This is a genomic window from Brevibacillus fluminis (assembly GCF_003710825.1).
GTDB classification, from domain to species: Bacteria; Bacillota; Bacilli; order Brevibacillales; family Brevibacillaceae; genus Brevibacillus_D; species Brevibacillus_D fluminis.
Window position 1 is genome coordinate 12,741 of the sequence record NZ_RHHQ01000017.1, and the last position, 24,661, is coordinate 37,401.

The window sequence follows — 24,661 nt, forward strand, 5'->3', positions numbered from 1 at the left end:
ATGTTTCTATCTCAGCCTTTCTTCATTCGAATGCGCTCTGCCATGATCGCGATGCATAGGGTAACCAGCAGCATGAGGGTAGAGAGCGCGTTGATTTCCGGTGTAACACCGAATTTAACCATTGAGAAAATCTTGAGCGGCAGTGTTGCACTGCCAGGGCCTGCCACGAAAAAGCTGATGATCACGTCATCGATTGACAGGGTGAACGCGAGCAAAGCAGAAGCGATCACGCCTGGTGCGATGACTGGCAGTGTGACCTTGATGAATGTTTGCCATGGCGTTGCCCCCAAGTCCATCGCTGCTTCCTCAATGCTCTTGTCGAAGCCGTCCAGCCTTGCTTTTACAACGACGACGACGAATGGGATCGAGAAGGTGATATGGGCAGCAACCAACGTCCAAAAACCGAGTGGAACTTTGAGCTGGGCAAACAATGCCAGCATGGAAATCCCCATGACGATCTCTGGAATGACAATCGGTAGATACAACATTGCATCCAACGCTGTTTTTCCGCGGAAATGGTAGCGGTACATCCCGACAGCAGCCAGTGTTCCGATCATCGTTGCAAACACCGTGGACACCAGTGCAACCAGCAAGCTGGTATACGTGGCATCGAGCACATCGCTATTGTGCATCAGTTTGACGTACCAGTCAAATGTGAACCCTGTCCAAACAGCGTTCAATTTTGACTTGTTGAACGAATAGATGAATAGAATGGCGATGGGCAAGTAGAGAAACAGATAAATGAGCGATGCATAGACAACGGTAGAAACTTTGCTAAATGTAGAGCGCATGGCTTATCTCAACTCCTTGCCACTTTTGTCGTTGGAAAGGCGCATGTAGACCAAAATCATCAGGAGCGTCAGCACCATCAAAATAATAGAGGATGCAGCACCAAATGGCCAGTCCCGTGCGGTAAGGAATTGATTTTTGATCAAGTTACCAATCAACACGGCTTTGCTACCGCCCATCAGGTCTGGAATGAAGAACAGGCCGAGCGATGGTATGAAAACAAGGATCGCACCAGCGACAATCCCAGGCATCGTAAGCGGCAACGTAATTTTGAGGAACGTGGTTGCCGGTTTGGCGCCCAAATCGGCAGCGGCTTCCAAATATCCTTTATCCAGCTTTTCAATCGATGCATACAGCGGCAAAATCATAAATGGAAGCATGGTATATACAAGTCCAATCACGACAGAAGTCTCATTGTAAAGCATGGAGATTGGTGCGTCAATCAAACCGAGTTTGAGCAAAAACGTATTGATGACACCCTCTGTTCGAAGCAGCACGATCCATGCATATGTCCGGATCAGCGAGTTTGTCCAAAAGGGAACGATAACCAGCATCAATAACAGATTGCGCCAACGTTCCGGCGCGCGTGCCACAATATAGGCAAACGGATAACCAAGAACAAGGCAGCAGACCGTCGTGAAGAAGGCGCTAACGCAGGAGACCCAAAGAATCTTGAGATAGAGCGGGTCGAAAAAGCGGACATAGTTATCAGCAGTAAACGGCGTCTGAATTCCACCAAACGAGCTGCGGCTCATGAAGCTGACGACGAGAATGAGCAGCAGGGGAATAGCGAACAGGACCGTCATCCAGATTGCTACTGGCGAAATCGTCCAGACTACCCCATAGTCTTTGTGCCGTTTCATCGCTTCAACACCACCGCTTGTGCAGGATTCCAGCTGATGTTGACTTCATCACCTTCCACGAGCGAAAGGAGCTGGTCCGTTTTTTCTTGAGCGATGAATTCCTTGCCGTCAGGAAGGGCCATGATCGTTTTGGTGAAACCGCCAGAGTAGATGCGTTCCTGCATCCGGGCCGAAATATTAATATGGCCGTCAACCTTTTCCTTGCTAAGCGCAACGCGCTCAGGGCGAATCGCTAAATTGATCTCGTTGCCAACCGCAAAGTCCGGCTTGTCGGTATGGGCAAACAGCTGCAGCCCGTCGCATTCAAGCGTCAATTGCCCTTGGCTAAGATTGAGTACTTTACCCGCCAGCAGGTTGGTTTCGCCGATGAACTCGGCAACAAATGTGGTCATCGGATGATCGTAAATCTCGCTCGGTGTCCCGACTTGATCCAAATTCCCTTTGTTCATGACTGCGATGCGATCCGACATGGTAAGCGCTTCTTCTTGGTCATGCGTGACGAAAATGAAGGTAACGCCAAGCTGTTTTTGCAAATGCTTCAATTCCACTTGCATCTGCTTCCGCAGCTTTTGGTCGAGCGCGCCGAGCGGCTCGTCGAGGAGCAGCACTTTTGGGTTGTTCACGAGGGCGCGGGCGATAGCGATCCGCTGCTTTTGGCCACCGCTCAATTGATCAGGCCGACGATTCGCAAACGACTCCAGCTGCACTAGCTTGAGCGCCTGCATGACGCGCGATTGGATATCGGCTTTGGATGTTTTTTTCACGCGCAAGCCGAAAGCCACATTTTCAAAGCAATTGAGATGAGGAAAAAGTGCATAGTTTTGGAAAACGGTGTTTACGTTGCGTTCGTATGCTGGCAAATTTTCGACATGCGTGCCATCCAGAATGATTTCTCCGGATGTCGGGTGCTCGAAACCGGCGATCATCCGCAAGGTAGTAGTTTTCCCGCAACCGCTGGGACCAAGTAAGGTGATGAATTCCCCCGACTGAATATCGAGATTGAGATTTGATACGACGGTGTTTTGATCAAATCTCTTCACGATATTGCGTAATTCGACCATGTGCTGAGACAACGAGACCCCTCCCTAAAGTAAAGACTGAATATTTGAAATAAGCAAGAATAGTGCCACAACTCTGTTAGACTTGTTCGAGTTGTGGCATTGCTTTACTGCTGATGCATTCGTGCAAAGGTGGCTCTCGCTCATTCCAACAAAAGAGAAATTACTTCTCGCTTTCGAGAAGTTTAAACCCTTCCAGCTTACGGTAAAGGGTAGCTAGTCCGATGTCGAGTTTTTCCGCGATAAGCCGTTTTGCCTCCAACGAATGACCGTATTTTTGCAGCAGTTCCGTTAGAATCCGCTGTTCATAAATTTTTAGACGGTCTTTTAAAGATATGTCATCATCAACGCCCATGTCAATTTCTTTTGATTGAACAGCGCGGCGTATTCTTGCGGGCACGCTTTCAATGCCGACATAGGGGGTCGTTTCCATGTTAATTGCATACTCAACTGCATTTTCCAGCTCCCGTACATTACCGGGCCATGGATACTGCATAAATAGCTGCTTCACTTCATCGCTGAAGTCGAGCAGGGGAGTGTCGATCATTTGCCGGTATTTCACCAAAAAATGATCGAGCAGGATCGGGATGTCTTCTACACGCTCCCGCAGCGGCGGCATTTGCAAGGGGATGACGTTCAAACGGAAATATAAATCCTCGCGAAACTCTTTGTTTTGCACCATTTCTTCCAAGCTCTTGTTGGTGGCTGAAATGACCCGGATATTAACCTGGGTCACTTGATTGGAACCGACTCGTTCCACTTGCTTGCTTTGTAAAACGTGTAGTAGCTTCACTTGCAAGTGAAGCGGCAAATCGCCGATCTCATCGAGAAAGATGGTTCCGCCGTCCGCGAGCTCGAATTTACCTGCTTTCCCTTCACGCTTGGCTCCCGTGAAGGCGCCGCCTGCATAGCCGAACAGCTCGCTTTCTAGCAATGCTTCCGGAATCGCGCCGCAGTTGACGATGATGAAAGGGCCCTTGTAACGCGTGCTGGAAAAGTGGATTGCCGCAGCCATCATCCCTTTTCCCGTCCCGCTTTCACCGGTGATTAAGATGTTGGAGTTACCTCGTGCCACTTTTTGCGCTTGCTTGAGTGCAACGGAGATGGCCCGGCTTTTGCCTTGAATCTCCGAAAAATTCAAATCCTTCGGCTCAGTGGTCAGCTCATAGGCGAGGCGCCGCATTTCAGCCATCCTGCGGAAGGAAGCAACCACTCCGATGACCTGTTCATTAAGATGAATCGGTCTTGCGGTAACGATGAAGTGCATTTCGTGGTTGTCGAGCACGTAGCGTTCTTCCTGTCCAACATAGCCTTTCCCAGTTGTGAGAACCGATAGCATCGGGGAATTGTCCCAAATGGAAGAGAGCGGCTGCCCGATCAGTTCGTCTTTCGCCCGTTTGATCAATTGCTGGGCGGTAAGATTGCATGTCGTGATCTTACCGTGCTCGTCAATTGCGATGATTCCCTCATGAATCGATTCGATCAGCACTTCCTGCTGGTGCATGGTTTTCAGCCACTTATTCACCGCTTCTTGTTCGGCAATCGTGGTGCTAAGCAGCTCCGACATACGCTGCAGGAAGGTAAGCAGCGCGATTTTGTTGGAGATAAGCGTGCGGTGCTGAGAGTCATTGAAGGCGATCAAGCCGATGACGCCGATAACTTTGCCGTCATGGTGGATCGGGGTACACAGCTCAGCAAGCTCCTCCGCCACTCCCGCGAGCACGGAAGGGTCATAGGAGGGATCGTTTTGCACATCCTCGACGACGAATGGCTGATTCGTTTGCAGGACGCGGCCGTATAAAAAACCGGCTTCAATCTGTCCTCCTTCTTCCTTGGAATTGATTTTTTCGTGATACTTGCCTGTGCCCGCAATAATCGTCATGGAATCGTCGACGATCTCTGTTTCGATTTGCAGGGCGGCGGAGATCGCTTCTGCTACTTGCTGTGCGGTTTGCTGAATCTCCTTGAGAAAACTCATCCATTCACCTCCGAAAATAAAGCTAATCTACTTAACTGTACCATATCCGTTTCAATCCTTGGAACAAATATCCTGAAAATTATAGAAATGAAAGAGGAGGGAGGGGGCATTTTGCAGGACGGCGGGTTTTGCGGTGGGGAGTTTTGAAAGAAAGTTCCGCGCAAGCGGTGACGATGCCCAATGGGGTCGGGGAGAACGGCGCGAGCGCAAAAATGGAAACCGCGCCCCAAAGCCACACGCTGCGCGGCGGGAGTATCTCAGCGGAGTAGATGTGGCGCGAAAGGCGTTTCCATTTTTGCGCTCGCGCCTGGTAGGCATCGTCAAAGCTTGGGCTCCACTTTCTTTCAAAACTCCTGTCACGGCCATCCTGCATAATGATGGGGAGGGAAGATAAAAAGAAAAAGAAAGAGAGTAAGAAAGAAAAAAAAGCCAGTTCCTTGTTGGGAACTGACTTTTTCTTTTATAGAAGAAACGTAGTTTCTTCTTCTTAGCCGTTGAGAACTGGCAATTCTTTTACGTAACGATTTCTTGGATGCTCGCGGCATTCGGTGGAGCAGGAGCGTTGGTGTTCGGTTTCACATTCTTCGCAGCAGATCATTTGATCGTTGCATTCTGGGTTTGCACAGTTGACGTAGCGGTCTTCCTGTTTGCCGCAGAAGCGGCATTTGCCTACGATGATGTCTTCTTCCGTATGGTTGATCGGTACGGAGATGCGCTCGTCGAATACGTAGCATTTACCGTCGTACAGGCGTCCTTGTACTTCAGGGTCTTTGCCGTACGTCACGATCCCGCCGTGCAACTGCCCCACATCCTTGAAGCCTTCGCGAATCAAGAAGCCGGAGAGCTTCTCGCAGCGGATGCCGCCTGTGCAGTACGTCAGAATCTTTTTGTCCTTGTGCTGGCTCAAGTTTTCACGAATCCAGTCAGGGAATTCACGGAACGATTCTACCTCAGGTCGGATCGCGTTGCGGAAGTGGCCGATGTCATACTCGTAGTAATTGCGGCCGTCCAGCACGATGACGTCTTCCTCTTGCAAAGCGTCGTGGAATTCCTTCGGCGATAAGTATTTTCCGGTCAGCTGATTTGGATCGATGTCGTCTTCCAGTCGGAAGGTCACCAATTCTTTTTTCGCGCGAACAAACATTTTTTTGAACGCGTGTTGATCCACTTCATCGATTTTGAAGAAGGTATCGTGAAAGCGAGGGTCTTTTTTCATGTATTCCATATACGCATCAGTCTGTTCGACTGTACCGGAAACTGTACCGTTAATGCCTTCCTCCGCGATGAGAATGCGCCCTTTCAGCTCCAGCTCCTTGCAGAAGGCCAAATGCTCAGCAGCATATTCCTCATACTGATCGATGTGTACGTATTTGTAATATAGTAGCACACGATATGGTTTTTGTTCAGTCATGCTTAAGCCACACCATCCTGTATGATAATTGATTCTTACCCATACCTAATAGAATACCACTATTGCAAACAAAATGCATAACCTTGTTTTGGTCATGAATAAGACTTTTTTCATCTTTGCGAGATTGGGAGGCAGGAGTGGCACTATATTGATGGATTCTATCGAAATGTGATACTGTTAGCAAGGTTGATTGATGCGGCTGACAAAGGCCTGGTGGCACAAGTGGACACATATGTGTCGCAAACAAAGAGAAGCCGGGCGACCTGTAGGAGGGAAACGAAAGATGGATATTCAACACGTTCCAGTGAAAGTAAAAAAATTGCGCGAGGACGCTGTCATTCCGGCATACGCCAAAGCGATGGACGCTGGATTTGATCTGGTTGCGGTAGAGGACATCCTGGTTGGACCGGGAGAAACGGCAAAAGTACAAACCGGACTTGCATTTGCCATCCCGGCCGGTTTTGAGCTGCAAATCCGCCCACGCTCCGGCATCAGCGCAAAGACGAAGCTCCGTCTTCCCAATGCACCGGGGACGATCGATGCCGGCTATCGGGGAGAGGTGTGCGTCCTGATCGAAAACACGCGTCTGGCTAGCGGTGAGAAAGGTAACGAATGTTTCTCGGTCGGAGAGGCAAAAATCAGCACAGCTGAAGCGGTGGATGTTAATGCCTATTTCATTAAAAAGGGCGATCGTGTTGCACAAGGCGTGCTGGGACGGGTTCCGCAAGCAATTTTTGAAGAAGTGGATGAGTTGGACGAGACAGAGCGCGGTGCAGGCGGTTTTGGAAGCAGCGGCGTGCGCGTATTGAAATAAAACGAGCTACTCGAAAAGGCGGTTTTTGCTTTGAAAGCAAAAATCGTCTTTTTTTTAACAATCGGGTCTGCACCATTTAGCTGTCTGCGTTTTTTCTTTGACAGAGAATTGGTAGAAATCATAGAATAGGTAGATGAAGGAAAATTTCTCCGTTACACAGCCCATTTATAAGGAGATAACGTATGCTTTACTTTTCGCTCCTGTCAGTCATCGCTGGATTGACACTCTATCATTTCTATTATCGAGGAAAAACGGAGAAACAACTTGAAGGTTTGAGAAACGAACCATCGGCGACGGCCGAGATGAAAATGGTTATGAAAATCATTGAGGAAAGTCCCTGCATGATCAGCGTAAAAGATTGGGACGGCTACTATACGCTCGCGAACAAGCGTTATGCAGCCGAATACAATCAGACGCCGGAAGCGATGATCGGACGCAATGTGCGAGATTTCAGGCGCCATGATTTCAATGACCAGCTTCAGCTGGAAGAAGACCGGGAAATCATGTCAAGCCAACAAAAAGTCGAGTATGAGGTTGCTTACACGGACAAGAGCGACCAGCAGCGCTGGGTCCGTGTGATCAAAATTCCATTTCTAGAAAACGCCAGCCGCCACGTCCTGAGTATGGCTGTCGACATTACGGAATGTAAGCAGATCGAGGCGATGGTTGATTATCAATCCAGAAACGACTCCCTGACCGGCTTGCCAAACCGGTTGTTTTTCTTCGACCGTGCAGCGGCGGCAATTGACGAATCTAAAAGTGTCCAAAGCACGTTTGCCGTACTCGTTCTCGATCTGGACCGCTTTAAAATCATCAATGACATGCTAGGCCATGGAATCGGCGATCAGCTCTTGCAGTCGGTAGCGGTACGATTGAGCAACCTGTTCGTGAATGCGGGGACGGTGGCGCGTGTCTCGGGTGATACGTTCGCTGTGTTGGTTCCGCACTGCACCGAGCTGGAAGCTGCCGAATGGGCTGAGCGGGTCATCGCATTGTTTGCTGGGCCGTTCCCGTTGGCAAAGCACGAGCTATACATAACCCCAAGCATCGGAATCAGCATGTATCCACAAGATGGCGCGGATGCGGAAACGCTGATCAAGCATGCGGATACCGGCATGTATTTGGCGAAAGAACTCGGAAAGAACACATTCCAGTTTTACCGTGCAGACAAGTCGGCTGCAGCGACCCGCCAATTCATGTTGGAAGGCTACTTACGTAAGGCTTTGGCCAAAAATGAATTTGAACTGTATTATCAGCCGAAGATGAACATCAAGACCGGTGAGCTGATTGGGATGGAGGCGCTCTTACGATGGAATCATCCAGAATTGGGGATGGTTTCGCCGGCTGATTTCATCCCGCTAGCAGAAGAGACCGGATTAATTGTGCCGATCGGGGAATGGGTCATTCAGACGGCATGCCTGCAAAACAAAAAGTGGCAGGACGAGGGCTTTTTGCCGCTCAAAGTATCTGTCAATCTGTCGGCCCGCCAGTTCCAGCACAACCTGGTGGATAAGGTGAGTCTCGCTCTGACGTTTTCTGGCCTTGCTCCGCATTGGCTGGAGCTCGAAATAACGGAAAGCATCCTCATGCAAAACGAGGAGACGATCATTTCCATTTTGGATGACTTGAAACAAATGGGCGTGCTGATTTCCATCGACGATTTTGGCACGGGTTACTGTTCGCTCAGTTATCTAAAGCATTTCCCGCTCGACACGTTGAAAATTGCCCAACCGTTCGTCCGCGACTTGTCGAAAGGCACCGTAGATTCGGCGATCGCCACAGCTTTGATTACACTTGGACACAGTCTCGGTCTGAACGTGATCGCCGAGGGAGTGGAGACCACAGGTCAACTGCGGATTTTGCAAGATCAGCAATGTGATGAAATACAGGGGTACATCCTGAGCAAACCGCTTTCCTCCCACGATTTTGCACGGTGGTTGAATACAGAAGCATCGAAAGGCCCTGAACTGGTTACGTAGAATGTGAGGAAATAGGCTTAATGGAACAGCAATTGACACCATTTGTTACCGATGCTGTGTTGGCATCGACCATCTTTGAACAAACCATAGAGAGTATCATGATAACGGATAAATTTGGGGTCATCAGGCGGGTTAATCCCGCCTTTTCGGCTACTACGGGGTACGCGCCGGCTGAAGTGATCGGACAGACGCCGCGCGTTTTGAACTCGGGCATTCACGATCGCTTGTTTTTTAGCGAGTTTTGGAACTGCATTGGTGAAACCGGCTTTTGGAGCGGAGAGATCTGGAACCGCAAAAAAGATGGGGAGATATATTTGGAAAATTTGCGGATCGCGCCCCTTCGAGAGAAAGGAACGATCTGTGGCTATATCGCAATTTTTTCGGATATAACGGCACACCGTCAGTATGAGCAAAAAATTCAGCACCAGCTCGGACACGACTCGTTGACCGGGCTGGTCAATCGGATGAGGTTTTTGCAGAAAATCGAAGAGGCGATCGCCGATGCGCAGGAACGAGAATGCATGGTCGCTGTCGTCTGCATGGATTTGCACAATTTCAAGAGCGTCAATGAAAGCTTAGGCACGGCGATCGGCGACCTGGTCCTGCAAAATGTGGCAAGCCAGCTACTGAGTATGGCTGGCCCCCAAAATACGGTGGCACGCATCGGAGGAGATGAGTTCGCGATCTTGATGCCGCTTGTCAAAACAGAGGAAGGCGTTCATCAGCTTGTCCAATGCCTGATCGAACAATTGAAACGGACCATCGTCGTGGAAGGCCACGAACTGTTCGTCACGACGAGCGTGGGCGTCAGTCTGTACCCGCAAAGCGGAATGGACCCTGACGAGCTAATTAAGCACGCCGATTCAGCGATGTACCGTGCGATGGAGCTCGGTGGCGGCAGCTATGAGTTTTATACCGAGGAAATGAGCAAAGCAGCGGCAGAGCATGTGCATCTGGGTAGTAGCTTGTCCAAGTCGTTGGAGCGCGAAGAGTTGATCGTCTGTTACCAGCCGCAGCTGGAATTGCCGAGTGGTCGGATCATCGGGATGGAGGCACTGCTTCGCTGGCGCCATCCGGAGCTCGGATTGATCTCGCCCGCAAGCTTCATCCCGCTCGCGGAAGAAACAGGTCTGATCGTTTCAATCGGCGAATGGGTGCTCAGAACCGCATGCCAGCAAACAAAGGAATGGCAGGATCGTGGATTTGCAGACTTGCGAGTGGCCGTCAACCTGTCAGCTCGCCAGTTCCAGCAAGAGGATTTGGTGCTGATGGTTGATCGCGTGTTGGGCAAGACGGGGTTGCCGCCGCAAAGCCTGGAGCTCGAAATCACGGAGAGCATCGCGATGAACGATGAGAACCGCGTCATCACCACGATGCACCAGCTAAAACGGCTTGGCGTCAGGTTGGCGATCGATGATTTCGGCACCGGCTACTCTTCGCTCAGCTATCTCAGCCGCTTCCCGTTGAACAATCTTAAGATCGATCAATCGTTCATCCAAAACGTCGTGAACCAAGATGATGACGCGGCCATCACCAAAGCGATCGTGTCACTGGCAAAAGCGTTGGGGCTGCAGGTTACTGCGGAAGGTGTGGAAACAAAGGAGCAGCTTGCGTTTCTTGAGCAGCTGCAATGCAACAAGATTCAGGGCTACTATGTCAGCAAGCCGCTGTTCGCGGAAGAGTTCGAGCAGTTTTTGCAAAAACGCGAATCGGCGCAATAACCAAACAGCAACACATGCGGGATGATCCAATCCCGCCTTTTTCTGTTCGTTTCAAATATAACTCGAAGTGGCAAATGTTGACGAATCTGCTACATGCCAGCAAAAAAACGCGAATTTTTTGGGGTTTTACGGAAAAAGCAGTATAATCTAGGGAAACTCATCGTTGCGTTAAATCAACTGATTATGTAAAGGTATTGCTGTGTCATCTGCAAGATTGATTTCAAGTCGAATTTTGTAGGGGGATGGGGGATGACGATGAAAGAAGCATTGATTGTGATCGACTATACCTATGATTTCGTGGCGGACGACGGTAAGCTCACCTGTGGCAAACCAGGCCAGGAGATTGAGCAGCGGATTATCGAGCTGACCCAATCGTTCATTGCCGCTGGCAAGTTTGTCGTGATGGCGGTGGATGGTCATCATGAAAACGATCCGTATCACCCTGAATCCAAGCTGTTTCCGCCGCACAATTTGTTTGGCACAAAGGGGAGAGAGCTGTATGGCGGCCTCGCCGATGTGTATCGGAAATCGGCAGACGCGATTTACTGGATGGATAAGACGCGATACAGCGCGTTTGCCGGCACCGATCTCGAGCTGCGCTTGCGGGCGCGCCAGATCGATACGCTGCATCTGGTCGGTGTTTGCACGGATATTTGCGTGCTTCATACGGCTGTCGATGCGTACAACAAAGGATTTTCCATCGTGGTTCACAAAGATGCGGTCCAGAGCTTCAATCCGGCTGGTCATGAATGGGCGTTGGGACACTTTGCTGGAAGCCTGGGAGCTGCCGTGGTGGAAAAAGAAATCGAGGGATAACACATGGCGACTGACCAACTTAGCTTGCTAACCGATAAATATCAAATCAACATGATGTACGCTCATTGGAAAAACGGTACGCACAACAAGAAACGGGTGTTTGAGGCGTATTTCCGCCGCTTGCCATTCGGCAATGGTTTCGCTGTGTTTGCCGGGCTGGAGCGGATCGTGCGCTACATTAACCAGCTGTCGTTTTCTGAGGAAGAAATCGCATATCTTGCCACACAGGAAGAGCAGTATGATTCAGGTTTTTTGGATGAGTTGCGGAAGCTGAGCTTTACCGGAACGCTTCGTGCTGTGCCGGAAGGAACGCTGGTGTTTCCGAACGAACCTTTGATCCAGGTGGAGGCGCGTGTGTTCGAAGCACAGCTCATTGAAACAGCGCTACTCACGTTCATGAATTATCAGACGCTGATCGCGACGAAGGCAGCCCGCATCCGCAAGATCGCACCCAACGACATATTGCTCGAATTCGGCACACGCCGCGCTCAAGAAGCGGATGCAGCGATTTGGGGAGCGCGCGCTGCGTATTTGGCGGGCTTCGATGCCACGTCCAACATGAAGGCGGGCATGATGTTTGGCATACCGACAAAAGGCACGCATGCGCATTCATGGGTGCAGGACCATGCAAGCGAAGAGGAGGCGTTCCGCCGCTTTGCCGAGGCGCTGCCGAACCAGGTGACACTGCTGGTCGATACTTATGATACGCTGAAAAGCGGGATTCCAAATGCGATCAAGGTCGGCTTGGAGCTGCAGAAAAAAGGGATTACGGTCAAAGGCATCCGCATCGACAGCGGAGATTTGGCGTATTTGTCCATCCATGCGAGACAAATGCTGGATGACGCTGGGTTGAAGCATGTGCAGATCGTTGCATCGAACGATTTGGACGAAAATTTGATCTTGAATCTGAAGGCCCAAGGGGCGCGGATCGATTCATGGGGGATCGGTACGAAATTGATCACCGCAGCGGATGATCCTTCACTGGGCGGCGTCTACAAAGTGGTTGCCAAAGAGGAAGATGGCATATACATCCCGACCATCAAAATATCGGGCAATCCGGAAAAGATTTCGACACCGGGGAAAAAGAAACTGTGGCGCATTATCAGCAAGCGAACTGCAAAAGCAGAAGGAGATTACTTGGCGCTTGCAGAAGAAATTGTACATGGCAAAACCTATTTAAAATTGTTCGATCCGGTACATACCTACATGCACAAAATCGTGTCCGATTACGAAGCGCACGAAGTACTGCACACCATTTTTGAGGACGGGCGCCAAGTCTATCAATTGCCTGGTCTCGATGCGATTCGCGCCTATCATCGTTCCCAGCTAGGACTCTTTTGGGACGAGTACCTCCGCAAGCTGAATCCAGAAAAATACTACGTGAACTTGAGCCAGCAAGTCTGGGATATCAAGATGAAGTTGATCCAGGAGCATCTTACGACAAAGCGCCAAGACGAGGGGAGAAACGATACCGTATGACTACCTTACGAGAGCAAATCATCGAGGAATTGTGTGTGAAACCAACGATCGACCCGCTTCAGGAAATCGCGGATCGCGTTCGTTTTTTAAAAGATTACTTGCTGGCTACCCATGCCAAAGGGTATGTACTAGGCATTTCCGGCGGTCAAGACTCTTCCTTGGCAGGCAGACTGGCTCAGCTCGCAGTTGAGGAATTGCGTGCGGAGACGGGCAAACTTTATGAATTCATTGCGGTCCGCCTGCCATATGGAACGCAGCAGGATGAAGAAGATGCGCAACGCGCTTTGGCTTTCATCCGTGCGGACAAGGCGGTTGCCGTCAATATCAAGCCTGCTGTAGATGCAGCGGAAGAAGAATGGCAACGCGTATTCGGCAAGCCGATTTCCGACTTTGCCAAGGGCAACCGAAAAGCACGCGAGCGCATGAAAGTGCAATACGACATTGGGGCCGATCAAGGACTGCTTGTCATCGGCACCGATCATGCGGCAGAAGCGGTCACCGGCTTCTTTACCAAATTCGGTGATGGCGGCTGCGATTTGACACCGCTGACCGGCTTGACAAAGCGCCAAGGAAAACAGCTGTTGCAAGCGCTCGGCGCGGAAGAAGCGCTTTACTTGAAAGTGCCGACGGCTGACCTCGAGGACAACAAGCCGCTTCTGCCTGATGAAGCGGCGCTGGGCGTCTCGTATGAAGAGATCGACGATTTTCTGGAAGGAAAAGACGTTAGCCCGGAGGTGCAGAGCAAGCTGGAAGCGAAATTCATGATGACCCGTCATAAACGCCATTTGCCTGTCACGCCTTACGACACATGGTGGAAGACGGTTTAATCAAATAGAGGAGGGGTTTACCATGTTCCAAACCATTCAAGCATTCGAACACGAGTGGGGCCACGAAGCGGCCGGTACACAAAAAATTCTCGATGTGCTGACAGATGCGTCCTTACAGCAAGAAGTAACCCCTGGGGACCGTACGCTCGGCAGACTTGCCTGGCATATCGTGACCACACTGCATGAGATGATGAGCCGGACCGGACTTGAGTTCGATGCGCCTCACCATGATGCCGCATTGCCGACGTCCGCCAAGGAGATTGCCGATGCATACCGTTCTGCAAGCGCGGCTTTGCTTGATGCGGTTAAAAGCCAATGGACCGATGCAACACTCGTAGAAGAGTGTGAAATGTACGGCATGAAGTGGCCAAATGGCGTCACGCTCTCCATCCTCATTTCGCATCAGATTCACCATCGCGGACAAATGACGATTTTGATGCGGCAGGCAGGTTTGCCAGTACCTGGTGTTTACGGGCCTAGCAAAGAAGAATGGGCTCAAATGGGTATGGAACCGCCAGCCATCTAGGCGAGAAGCAAAGAACCGTCTAAGTTGCACATGCAGCTGGGACGGTTCTTTTTGTTTGCAAAAGGAGCGTATCAAGCGCTTAAACCTACTCTCAAGCGATAACGGCAGGCTCCGGCTCGGGCGGAAGCAGCTGCTTATAGAGTAGTTTGTAGTGGTGGGCCGTTTTGTCCCAACTGAAGGCGAGGCGCACGGTTATCGATGCTCGGTCAACCAATTCATCGCGAAACGCAGGGGATGAAATCAGCAGATCAATGGCATGGGCGAACCGACGAGGGGAATCCGCCTCGTTGATCAAGATGCCATTTTCACTGTGAATGATTTCCGGAATGCCACCTCGATTGGAGGCGATAACCGGTAGCTCGCACGCCATTGCCTCCACATTCACGAGGCCAAACGCTTCCTGGAACTGGGTTGGACAGACGAGGCAATCGCCTAGCCAGTATGCACGGTGCACGAACTTGGGAGACATATTGCGAATGAATGTCAGACGTACCCCTTTTTCTTCTGCTTCTTTTTCTAGTTCCTTTCGATAGCTAGGCGTGCATTCACCGACGATAACCAGCCTTGTATTCTCATGCATCCGTTGGACAATCTCGGCGGCAGCAATCAGGATGTGAATGCCTTTCATCGGAATCACGCGACCGACATACAAAATATTGTACGTGTTCTCCACTTGGTGGCGTGCACGTTCTTTATGCTTGCGCAACGGCTGCGGCGGCCGGAACTGATCCAGATCGACCCCCAAATAAATGCAGGTAAGCTTGTTACGGTGTTGAGGGAATCGCTGCTGATAATAGTGAGTAATAAACTGCGAATTGCAGACGACGGCGCTGGCTAGCTGCAAAATTTCCTCTTGCTGCGACTCTTCCAACCGGTCCATAAAGGTAAGTGAATGCAAGCTTAAGATGAGCGGCGTTTCGGGAAGTGTCTTGCGCAATTCAGGAATATAGTTCGGTCGGTTGTCAATTTGAATACAGTCAAATTTGTTTTTTTTCACATAACGGATCACATTGCTCAAGTAGTTTCCTTGTGCGGGAATACGTACGATCGTCAACTTGCCCTCGCGAGAACGCTTCGGAAGTTTGGGAGAGGAGCGACAGAGCACGGTGACCTGGTACTTTTTCGCTAATCGTTTGGCAATTTGGTAGATAGAAATTTCCACAGATCCTCCTGTTTCCGCAGAGACAGGTTTGGCACCGGGTGCAATAAACAATAGCTTCATCGGGAACTCACCTCACGTAACCTGCGATTTTTAAACGCGGTAACGATTGCTACCATTCAGAGTTTGTTATGCGTGGCGGTTTTTTCTGCTCGAACAGCTCCGCCATGTTTTCTCCCTTTCCATACCATATGAGCATCGTGTCCACAAGGTATAGACAAGTGTAATAGTAGATTGCGGATAGGGAAATGAAGACGGGTATTTGACCGGGTCAATTTGTCCGTTTCGTTTTTCGCAAGAATTGCATTCTCTATTACTAGCTGGATCGTTGCGATATAGATGACGAAAAAGAGGTGAGGCACAGTGAATGCACAACAAAAAATGGTCGTGCGCCTGGCCCGACACTTCCATTTGAAGGTAGCAACAAGTGAGCAAGTGAAGGCTGGTGTGTACCGAGTCACGGCGCAAAATGGAAAGACATACTGCATCAAGCGTTTGAATTATGAAGCCGACGAGGTTACTTGGATCGATCGGCTGCTTCGTAAGCTGAAACGAAAAGGCTACGATAACATTTGCTGGCGTGATCCGAAAGAGGCGCACCAGAAGCTGATTCAAACGAGCAGCACAGGAGCAGACGAGTATTATGTAATAACCCCTTGGATCGACGGGCGAACTCCCGATCCCAGGGACCATGAAGATATGAGGAAATGTGCGCGCGAACTGGCTGCTTTTCATCAGGCCGCCCGCGGCATTTCGTTGACGGCTTGCGAGGCCCGAGAATGGCTGGGGAAATGGCCCGAGCAATTTTTGCTGTACCGCCAAATGATCACGAAATACGTGAAGAAAGCGGAGAGAGGTAGCCTTTCCGAAAGATTGACCAATTTTCTCCAGGAGCACGGAAAAAACATCATGCATGATGCGGATGTGGCGATCGAGATGCTTGCCAAAAGCCGCTACGCCGATCTGTGCGAGCAAGCGAAAGAAGTCAAAACATACTGCCATGCCGATTGTGGCCCCAAAAATATGGTCATTTCCAAAAAGGGTACGATCCTGATCGATTTCGAAACGATTCGGATGGATCTGCGGATCTATGATATTTACCGATTGATTCGTTTGGCAAACAAGAGCAATGATTGGGATTTTTCCATCGCACAAACGATACTGGAAGGCTATGAGAGCGTTGACAGAATTGCGAAGGAAGAATATGCCCTTTTGGCAGCCTGGTTGTTGTTTCCGCATAAAACGTATCGGATCTTGCGAAAATACAACACCCGTACGGATGAAGGGAAGCGAGAGCTGGAGCACGCGCTTCAGAAGGAACAGCGGGCAAGAGCAAACATGATAGGCTTTTTGCAAAATTTGCATGCGTATATGAAGCGGGGTGGATGAGGTGGAGATATGGGTAATGTCCAATGAATTCGAAACCTCACGCATCATCGGCGGACTCGGCATCGTCGCTTCCGAGTTAACCAATTGCTTTGTTCAGTACGGAGCAAGGGTGACGCTGATCACGCATCATTCGGAATCGGAACTCCAGGTCAAGGATTGCGGACCGCTGCAAATCATTCATTTGCCAGATCGGGAGCCATTTTACTCTGCGGCGAAGAAGAAAAACCAATACGAACCGACAGTGGTATGGCTGCGGCGAAATCAGTGGCCACTGCCAGATGTCATTCACATACACAGCGTCTGCTTCGCCAATTTGGCCCATTATTATCGGAAAGTGCACGGGATTCCGATCGTCTATACCTGTCATTCGCTTGTAAAGCAAGAGGCGAGAACGGCTGGACGTGGCATTGTGTCCGATCGGCAAGAGCGGTTGTGCACTCTGGCAGATCGGATCGTGGTTCCGAGCAATTGGCTAAAAAACGTCTTGCAAACGAATTATCCGGAGTGTAAGCGCAAAATCGATGTCATCGAAAACGGCATCAGACGAACAGCGCCCCATGATAAGAAGCAACGTACAAGCTTACTTTTTGTCGGGAGGCTCACCAGGCAAAAAGGCATCGAAGAGCTCCTAGCAGCAGTGGCCATGTTGGCAAAGCGCGCGCCATATGTCAAATTGACGATCATCGGCCGCGCAAGCACCGCTGCCTATCAGGCGCGTCTTATTACTCTAGTGAAAAAATGGAAGCTGGAACCATATGTGAAATGGCTTGGCTTCTTGCCGCCTCAACAGGTCGCAAAACAATATGCCAAGCACGGAGTGGTAATCGTGCCAAGCAAGCAGGAATCGTTCGGATTGGTCGCCCTTGAGGCTTTGGCCAATGGGATCGCGCTCGCCTCGACGCGCTCAGGCGGTCTGTCCCAATTCGTCTCGAGCAAAGTAGCCGAGGTTATTCCCGCAGTGACGAGCAGGGCGATTGCGGGCAGCGTAATCAATATTTGGCGCGACGGCTCGCGTACAGAAGAGCGGATACGCGCAGGCTTTAAGCGAACGGAGATGTACGATTGGCGAAAAATTGCGGCACGGTATATGGCGTTATTTGAGCGGTTGCCGAAACACCCGATCGAGTCAACCACAGCCGTTCAGCTGGAGGATGGCCGACATGATTGAGCGCTGGCGGTTGCAGGAAGAGATGGTGCAAAAACGGCAAGGGGTCGTTTGGAAAGTTGGATCGAATGTAGGACGAAGCGGTTATTTCAAATTCGCTACAAAAGAGCAGGCGTATTATTCGGGGCCGCTGATCGCCAATGAATGGATCGCGGCGAAGCTCGCTACAAGGCTCGGGCTGCCATCAGCCGAGCTGCAGCTTGCGACCGTAGTGGGACCCGATGGCATCGCCCACACTGGAGTGGTTTCGGTTAGCGTTCAGGCGAATGAAGTCGTGTTGTGGCGGCAATTGCCGGAAGAAATTCGGCTGCACGCCAAGCGGCATATCAAACATGTGGATTTGCTGCGGATGGTAGTGGTTTTTGATGCATGGATTACGAATATCGATCGCGCTGCAGGAAAAAACATGATTTTGTACCGGAACAGTCCTGATGAAGCGTATGACTGGTATCTCATCGATCACGGACTTACCTTGCACGGTTCTCCGCATAAATGGGAGCGGCACAAGTGGGATGAACCGTATTGGCAAAAGCTATGGCAATTTTATCATGTGTCAGAAGGTATGGCACGCCTCACTCGGCGGTCCTCCTATTTAGAGCCGATGATCGCGAAAATCGAGGCGCTTGGCGATGAAGAGTTGGCCCATCTGGTCAATGATGTTCCGCACATTGTATGCAGCGAAGCGGAGCGAGCGTTCATCCTCCGCCTGCTCACCGAACGAAAAGGCCAAATCCGTTCCATCATGCGCAAGTGGCTGGCGTACAAGGGCGAAAAAGAATACAAGCGAAAGTAAAAACAGGGGGAAGAGAAGAGCGAGATGCTCTTGCTATTCTCCCTGTTGCTTTGATTTGGTTTCTTCTTTGGATAGTGTGTTGGAAGCCCGGGTTTGTGAGGGATTTTCTTTCTTTCCCATTTCATTTTTGACTCCGTTTTGTTTGGACATGCCTGCTGCCTCCTGTGTATGGAAATCATGACTATATCGTTAGATTCCCCCGCTTTACTGGTTTTATGCGGTTTTTATTAAGAAAAGGGTAGTCTAATCCTCACAAACTATTCATACTCTTTTTACACAAATTGCAAAGCCAATTAACATCTGTTCCCTAGACTAGAAGAAGTCAAACAAATGAAAAAAACCACAAAAAACAAGAGGAGTGAACGGAAATGGCAACAAGCAGCACATGGAACAAATGGCTTGGCGGCGCGTTGGCGGGAACGATGGTTGTCGCCTTGGCTGCCTGCTCGACGACCACGACAAACGGTTCAGGGACCAGCCAAGGGGGGAACAGTGCCGCACCCGCCGAGGAAAAGCCATTGACAAAAGAAGAAGTCGAAGCAAAAGCAAAGCAAGAAGGCGAGGTCATCAGTGTCGGCATGCCGGATTCATGGGCGAACTGGAAGGACACGTGGAATGACATCGGCACAAAATATGGTTTGAAGCACACGGACACCGACATGTCGAGTGCGGAGGAGATTGCTAAATTCGACGCCGAGAAAAATAACCCGACTGCAGACATCGGCGACGTAGGAATCGCCTTTGGCCCGGTTGCCGTTGAGAAAGGCGTCACACAGCCATATAAAACTTCCTATTTTGATGAGATTCCTGACTGGGCCAAAGACAAGGACGGCAACTGGATCGTCGGGTACCAAGGCACGATCTCGATCATCTCGAATAAAGAACTGGTCAAAAATCCGCCGAAATCATGGGCTGATCTGAAAAACGGCACCTACAAGGTTGCGATCGGCGACGTGCAAAAGGCTGCGCAGGCGCAGATGGTTGTCTTGGCGGCCGCGATGGCATTCGGCGGCGACGAGAAAAACATTCAGCCAGGCATCGATTTCTTTGCCGATCTGGCAAAGCAAGGACGTCTCTCCAGTGCGGAAGTAAAGACAGCCAACTTTGAGAAAGGTGAAGTTGAAGTAGGTCTCTTGTGGGATTTCAACTCGCTCGGCTATCGCGACCAAATCGATCCGAAGCGTTTTGAAGTAGCGATTCCGCAAGAAGGCAGCGTCGTAAGCGGCTATGCGACCATCATCAACAAATACGCACCTCATCCGAACGCAGCGAAGCTTACGCGTGAATACATTTTGAGCGATGCGGGTCAAATCAACTTGGCGAAAGGCTTTGCCCGTCCGATCCGCGACAGTGTGAAGCTGCCTGACGATGTATCGAGCAAACTGATTCCAAAAGAACAGTACACGAATGCGAAGCCAATCAAGAATTACAAAGATTGGGAAGAAACAGCGAAAAAACTGCCGCAGCTGTGGCAAGAACAAGTGCTGGTAAATGTCAAATAAGCAAGCGGCAAGGAGGCTTACATGATGCAGAAAGTGATACTGGTCGTAATCGACGGACTGCAGTACGAAACGGCGCTGACGCAGATGGGCTTTCTCAACCATTTGGTCGAAAAAGGAAAGGCCGCGCATCTGAAGGTCATCTCGGAATTGCCCAGCATGTCTAGACCGCTGTACGAAGTACTGCTCACAGGTACGCCAAGCTCGGTCAATGGCATCACCTCCAATCAAGCGGTACGGCTCTCCAAGGAGCAAAGCTTGTTTCACCTCACGCGCGAGGCTGGTCTCCGCAATGGCGCAGCCGCCTATTATTGGGTAAGCGAATTGTACAACAGAGCGCCGTTTCATTTTGTCGAGGACCGTCAGCAATACGATGAAAGCAAACCGATCCAATGCGGCAGCTTTTACTTCGAAGACGCGTACCCCGACTCGCATCTCATCCTCGATGCCGAAATTATTCGCCGCAAACAAGACCCGCACTTTCTTTATATTCATCCAATGGGATTGGACCATGCTGGACACGTATATGGCTCCAATTCCAAGCAATACCGCGGCAGGGCGATCGAGATGGATGTTATTTTGGCGAATCTGCTGCCCGAATGGATGGACGCCGGCTATCAAATCATGATTACCGCTGATCATGGAATGAATGAGGATGGCCAGCATGGCGGCACAGGAGACGCAGAGCGTCACGTTCCGTTCTATGCGATCGGCTCGGCGTTTCAGCCGGGGTCCTATTCAGAATCGATGCCGCAGCTGGCTGTAGCTCCGCTCGTGTGCAAGCTTTTGGGCATCAATCCATCAGAGGCAATGATTACACATTCCTATCCGTTTTTGGTCGGATAATGAACGGATGCATTAGCGGATTCCCCCTGCAACAGCGGGGGGGACATCTGCTACAAAGGGGAGACTTACGATGCGTTGGAAGACTCGCAATCAAATGTTGTATTTGTTTTTGCTTCCTTTTCTTTTCGTTACGGTCGCTTTCATGCTGCTGCCGCTTATCGCGATGGTAATCAGCAGCTTCACCGCAGACGGCGGTGGGGCGTGGACCCTTTCTCAATACGCGACGGCATTAACCAACAAATTTTATTTAGTCGCTTTGAAAAACAGCATCTTCATCTCGTTTTTCTCCAGTATCGCCGGGATTCTCATAGCACTCTTTGCCGCTTATTCCATCACCCGATTTTCCGCAAAAAGTCGCGAGTTCATCCTGATGCTATCCAACATGACATCCAACTTTGCCGGGGTGCCGCTTGCGTTTGCCTATATGATTTTGCTCGGAAGTAACGGGCTGTTTACACTTCTGTTTAAGCAGTGGGGCTGGGATGTGTTCGCCTCATTTGATTTGTACAGCTGGACGGGACTTGCCTTTGTCTACTTCTACTTTCAGCTACCACTCGCGATTCTCATGCTGTACCCGACCTATTTCGGGATCCATCAGCAGTGGCGGGAATCTGCCACATTGCTTGGGGCGTCCACTTTTCAGTTTTGGCGTTCTATCGGCATTCCCGTCGTGCTTCCAGGGATCGCCGGAACATTCAGCATTTTGTTTGCCAACGCGATGGGCGCTTATGCGACTGCCTATGCATTAGTAGGCAGCAATTATAATCTGTTGGCGATCCGGATCGGGACGATGGTTTCCGGCGATATTTACGTGAAGCCGGAGCTCGCAGGAGCGCTCGCCGTCATTTTGGCGATCATTATGGTGGTCGCGATTTGGTTTAATGAGACGATGATGCGGCGGGTGAGGAGGGATTTGCAATGAAAGAGCGCAAGTGGTTCCATACCTCGACGATCACCGTCGTGCTGGTCTATCTCTTTCTGCCGCTCTTGGCGACGTTTCTGTATTCAATCGCCACTGACTGGTATCGGACGGTACTTCCGGAAGGCTATACCTTTCAATGGTATGCGGATCTGTATGCCGATCCACGCTTCATGGATGCGATCGGACGGACGTTGTTTGTCTGCGGCGTAACTATCGTGGCCAGCCTCGTGACGATGGTTCCATCGATCTTCATTGTTACGGTTTACCTGCCTCGATGGGAGCGATGGTTTCAGGCTTTGGTGACCATGCCATATGCCATTCCACCCGTCGTGCTCGCCGTCGGCTTGATCAAAATTTACTCAAGCGGTCCATTCGAGCTGTCCGGCACGGTGTGGATCGTCATCGGCGCCTATTTTATTAGCATTCTGCCTTATATGTACCAGGGCATTCGCAACAGCATGCGGACGGTGGACGCCGTGCGACTGGTCGATGCGGCAGAGCTTTTGGGAGCTAGCAAAATGCAAGCGTTTTGGCGTGTCATTTTCCCTAATATATTGCCGGGGATCATGGTTTCGACCTTATTGTCGTTCTCGATCTTGTTCGGCGAGTTCGTTTTGGCGAATCTGTTAATCGGCGGCCATTACGAGATGATCCAAATCTACCTAAAACGCAGGATGGATGAAAACGGCCATTTGTCCAGTGCGATTGTCGTATCGTACTTTGTGTTGATATTCCTATTATCCTGGGTGATTTTGCGGCTCGGTCGCATGCAGAAGGAGGGCAGAAAATGAGTTACGTTCGGATTGATAATGTGACAAAGCACTTTCAGGATGCACAGGTGCTCAAAAATGTTTCGCTCACGATTGAGAAAGGGGAGCTGGTCACGCTGCTCGGGCCGAGCGGCTGCGGGAAAAGCACGCTCTTGCGCTGCATCGCCGGTCTGCATGAGATCGATGCCGGTGGACGGATGTACATCGGGGATACGGATATCACCCAGCTAGCTCCGAAAGAGCGCAGCGTCGGGATGGTGTTTCAATCCTACGCGCTGTTTCCCAATATGAATGTATATGAAAACATAAGCTTCGGCTTGAAAATGAAGGGGATGAGCCCTGCCGATTATCGGGGAAAAGTCGAAAAGATGATCCAGCTGGTCGATTTGACGGGCAGAGAAAAGTCGTACCCGCACCAGCTGTCAGGCGGACAGCAGCAACGGGTGGCTCTCGCTCGCTCCCTGGTGGTCGAGCCTAAGGTGCTCCTGCTCGATGAGCCGTTGTCAGCCCTGGATGCAAAAATCCGGAAAAGCTTGCAAATCGAGCTGAAAAAAATCCAACAGGAACTGTCCATTACCACGATTTTCGTCACCCATGACCAAGAGGAAGCGCTAACGGTTTCGGATCGGGTGTTTATCATGAACAAAGGCGAATTGGTGCAATACGGTTCACCAGCCGACATTTACGCTGCGCCAACGAGTGAATTCGTCGCCCGCTTCATCGGCAGCTATAACGTGTTTACGGCTCGGGAGCTAGGCGCCCTAACAGGTGTGAACTACCCGACGGAGCGCAGCTATGCGATTCGACCTGAGGTTATCTCCCTCTCCCCTGGTGATCAGTTTGGCAACTTAGATGCGACAGCCGGGTGGGAAGTGCCAGGAACCGTCCGCAGCGTCACATTGAAAGGGAATGTAATCCGCTATCAAGTAGATGTGCACGAAGTACAGCTTTCTGTCGATGTGCTGAATTCGGGCGCACTGGAGTGGTGCCAGGTCAACACTCCTGTTACCTTGACGATCCCCAGACGAGAGTGCATCCCGCTGAGACAAGGAGGGTAGTCCATTGTCGCTCTTATCCGAGGAACGAAAAAGCATCATAGTAGATGAATTGAATCGCAATAACAAAGTAAAGGTCGTCGCATTAGCGGAACGTCTGCAAGTATCGAGCGAGACGATCCGACGCGATATGGATGTGTTAGAGAAACTCGGGCTTCTCACACGGGTCTATGGCGGTGCCGTAAAACGCGGCTATCAGGCGGGCGAGCCTCCCTATGAGAACCGGCAGGACCTCAACCGTGAAGCCAAGCAGCGAATCGGGCAAAAAGCAGCTTCACTTTTGCAAGACGGCGATACGATTCTCATGGATACGGGCACGACTGTGCTTGAGTTGGCACGCTCGATCCGCGACCGCAAACGGCTGACGATCTTGACGAATTCCGTTCCGGTTGCATCCCTCCTGATCAACGCGATACACAATCATGTGTTCAGCGGCAAAGTCATCATGCTAGGCGGCGAGCTCAATCCGGAGCAGCAGTCGAGCGGCGGCGCGCTGTGCGAAAGCTTCTTGTCCGCTTTCCATGTGGACCGCGCCTTCATTTCCGTCGGCGGAGTTTCGCTCGTGACCGGCATCAGCGATTATGATTTGAGCGAATCGATGGTCACACGCAAAATGATCAGTGTGGCTAAAGAAGTTATCGTGCTCGCGGATTCCAGCAAAATCGGCATACAGGCTTTTTGCCAAATCGCACCGTTGGAAGCTGTCGACCTCCTGATCTCCGATCTGCCAAACCCGTCCTCGTGGGCAGCGGAATTGGAGCAAAAAGGGATTGCATGGTTAGAGGCATCAGAAGTAGAATAG

Annotated in this window: 23 protein-coding genes; 17 read left to right on the forward strand and 6 right to left on the reverse strand. The window is 50.7% G+C overall.

Going from position 1 to position 24,661, the window contains the following annotated elements; genetic code table 11:
* Window positions 1-11 precede the first annotated feature (11 nt).
* From EDM56_RS31230 to EDM56_RS20230, 4 genes are all read right to left on the reverse strand, one after another.
* A complete protein-coding gene (locus EDM56_RS31230) occupies window positions 12-791 on the reverse strand; it encodes an ABC transporter permease (protein ID WP_148040407.1) in 780 nt (259 codons plus the stop codon).
* A gap of 3 nt (window positions 792-794) precedes the next feature.
* Window positions 795-1,652 (reverse strand): spermidine/putrescine ABC transporter permease PotB, encoded by an 858-nt coding sequence (gene potB, locus EDM56_RS20220; RefSeq protein WP_122919729.1) that lies wholly within the window; start codon window positions 1,650-1,652, stop codon window positions 795-797.
* Window positions 1,649-2,725 (reverse strand): ABC transporter ATP-binding protein, encoded by a 1,077-nt coding sequence (locus tag EDM56_RS20225; RefSeq protein ID WP_281274972.1) that lies wholly within the window; start codon window positions 2,723-2,725, stop codon window positions 1,649-1,651. Before EDM56_RS20225 ends, potB begins: the two co-directional genes overlap by 4 nt.
* Window positions 2,726-2,873: 148 nt before the next feature.
* Window positions 2,874-4,688 (reverse strand): sigma 54-interacting transcriptional regulator, encoded by a 1,815-nt coding sequence (locus tag EDM56_RS20230; protein ID WP_122919730.1) that lies wholly within the window; start codon window positions 4,686-4,688, stop codon window positions 2,874-2,876.
* Window positions 4,689-4,831: 143 nt separating this feature from the next.
* Here EDM56_RS20230 and EDM56_RS32105 point away from each other — a divergent pair, with 143 nt between their 5' ends.
* Window positions 4,832-4,957 (forward strand): hypothetical protein, encoded by a 126-nt coding sequence (locus EDM56_RS32105; RefSeq protein ID WP_281274973.1) that lies wholly within the window; start codon window positions 4,832-4,834, stop codon window positions 4,955-4,957.
* Window positions 4,958-5,175: 218 nt separating this feature from the next.
* On the opposite strand, the gene trhO is transcribed toward EDM56_RS32105, so the two are convergent.
* Window positions 5,176-6,099: an oxygen-dependent tRNA uridine(34) hydroxylase TrhO gene (gene trhO / locus EDM56_RS20240; RefSeq protein ID WP_122919732.1), complete on the reverse strand. Its 924-nt coding sequence runs from the start codon at window positions 6,097-6,099 to the stop codon at window positions 5,176-5,178.
* A gap of 283 nt (window positions 6,100-6,382) precedes the next feature.
* Between trhO and EDM56_RS20245 the strand changes: the two genes are divergently transcribed.
* From EDM56_RS20245 to EDM56_RS20275, 7 genes are all read left to right on the forward strand, one after another.
* Complete coding sequence (locus tag EDM56_RS20245; protein WP_122919733.1) at window positions 6,383-6,913, forward strand: dUTP diphosphatase; 531 nt, start codon at window positions 6,383-6,385, stop codon at window positions 6,911-6,913.
* A gap of 182 nt (window positions 6,914-7,095) precedes the next feature.
* A complete protein-coding gene (locus EDM56_RS20250) occupies window positions 7,096-8,892 on the forward strand; it encodes a putative bifunctional diguanylate cyclase/phosphodiesterase (RefSeq protein WP_122919734.1) in 1,797 nt (598 codons plus the stop codon).
* 20 nt (window positions 8,893-8,912) lie between these two features.
* A complete protein-coding gene (locus EDM56_RS20255) occupies window positions 8,913-10,613 on the forward strand; it encodes a putative bifunctional diguanylate cyclase/phosphodiesterase (protein WP_122919735.1) in 1,701 nt (566 codons plus the stop codon).
* Between the two features lie 249 nt (window positions 10,614-10,862).
* Complete coding sequence (locus EDM56_RS20260; protein ID WP_122919736.1) at window positions 10,863-11,429, forward strand: cysteine hydrolase family protein; 567 nt, start codon at window positions 10,863-10,865, stop codon at window positions 11,427-11,429.
* A gap of 3 nt (window positions 11,430-11,432) precedes the next feature.
* Window positions 11,433-12,908 (forward strand): nicotinate phosphoribosyltransferase, encoded by a 1,476-nt coding sequence (locus tag EDM56_RS20265; RefSeq protein ID WP_122919737.1) that lies wholly within the window; start codon window positions 11,433-11,435, stop codon window positions 12,906-12,908.
* Complete coding sequence (nadE, locus tag EDM56_RS20270) at window positions 12,905-13,735, forward strand: ammonia-dependent NAD(+) synthetase (RefSeq protein ID WP_122919738.1); 831 nt, start codon at window positions 12,905-12,907, stop codon at window positions 13,733-13,735. The genes EDM56_RS20265 and nadE overlap by 4 nt, the downstream gene beginning before the upstream one ends.
* 22 nt (window positions 13,736-13,757) lie before the next feature.
* Complete coding sequence (locus EDM56_RS20275; protein ID WP_122919739.1) at window positions 13,758-14,261, forward strand: DinB family protein; 504 nt, start codon at window positions 13,758-13,760, stop codon at window positions 14,259-14,261.
* A 91-nt stretch (window positions 14,262-14,352) separates the two neighbouring features.
* Here EDM56_RS20275 and EDM56_RS20280 read toward each other — a convergent pair whose 3' ends face one another.
* The gene (locus EDM56_RS20280; protein ID WP_122919740.1) at window positions 14,353-15,483 is read right to left on the reverse strand and encodes a glycosyltransferase family 4 protein; all 1,131 of its coding nucleotides are present in this window, start codon (window positions 15,481-15,483) and stop codon (window positions 14,353-14,355) included.
* A gap of 300 nt (window positions 15,484-15,783) precedes the next feature.
* Between EDM56_RS20280 and EDM56_RS20285 the strand changes: the two genes are divergently transcribed.
* The 9 genes from EDM56_RS20285 to EDM56_RS20325 all read left to right on the forward strand — a co-directional run bounded on the left by EDM56_RS20285 (window position 15,784) and on the right by EDM56_RS20325 (window position 24,661).
* Window positions 15,784-16,809, forward strand: a complete 1,026-nt coding sequence (locus EDM56_RS20285; protein ID WP_122919741.1) for a CotS family spore coat protein — start codon at window positions 15,784-15,786, stop codon at window positions 16,807-16,809.
* A 16-nt stretch (window positions 16,810-16,825) separates the two neighbouring features.
* Window positions 16,826-17,977, forward strand: coding sequence for a glycosyltransferase family 4 protein (locus EDM56_RS20290; protein ID WP_122919742.1), 1,152 nt, complete (start codon window positions 16,826-16,828; stop codon window positions 17,975-17,977).
* Window positions 17,970-18,767, forward strand: a complete 798-nt coding sequence (locus EDM56_RS20295; protein ID WP_122919743.1) for a HipA family kinase — start codon at window positions 17,970-17,972, stop codon at window positions 18,765-18,767. Before EDM56_RS20290 ends, EDM56_RS20295 begins: the two co-directional genes overlap by 8 nt.
* Window positions 18,768-19,135: 368 nt before the next feature.
* Entirely contained in the window at window positions 19,136-20,269 is a 1,134-nt protein-coding gene (locus tag EDM56_RS20300; protein WP_122919744.1) for an ABC transporter substrate-binding protein, read from the forward strand.
* A gap of 21 nt (window positions 20,270-20,290) precedes the next feature.
* Window positions 20,291-21,112 carry an alkaline phosphatase family protein gene (locus tag EDM56_RS20305; protein WP_183192534.1) on the forward strand — a complete coding sequence of 274 codons (822 nt, stop codon included), beginning with the start codon at window positions 20,291-20,293 and terminating at the stop codon, window positions 21,110-21,112.
* A 70-nt stretch (window positions 21,113-21,182) separates the two neighbouring features.
* Entirely contained in the window at window positions 21,183-22,034 is an 852-nt protein-coding gene (locus EDM56_RS20310; protein WP_122919746.1) for an ABC transporter permease, read from the forward strand.
* Window positions 22,031-22,825, forward strand: a complete 795-nt coding sequence (locus EDM56_RS20315; protein ID WP_122919747.1) for an ABC transporter permease — start codon at window positions 22,031-22,033, stop codon at window positions 22,823-22,825. The genes EDM56_RS20310 and EDM56_RS20315 overlap by 4 nt, the downstream gene beginning before the upstream one ends.
* On the forward strand, window positions 22,822-23,862 hold the full coding sequence (locus tag EDM56_RS20320) for an ABC transporter ATP-binding protein (RefSeq protein ID WP_122919748.1): 1,041 nt from the start codon (window positions 22,822-22,824) through the stop codon (window positions 23,860-23,862). Before EDM56_RS20315 ends, EDM56_RS20320 begins: the two co-directional genes overlap by 4 nt.
* A gap of 4 nt (window positions 23,863-23,866) precedes the next feature.
* A complete protein-coding gene (locus EDM56_RS20325) occupies window positions 23,867-24,661 on the forward strand; it encodes a DeoR/GlpR family DNA-binding transcription regulator (protein ID WP_122919749.1) in 795 nt (264 codons plus the stop codon).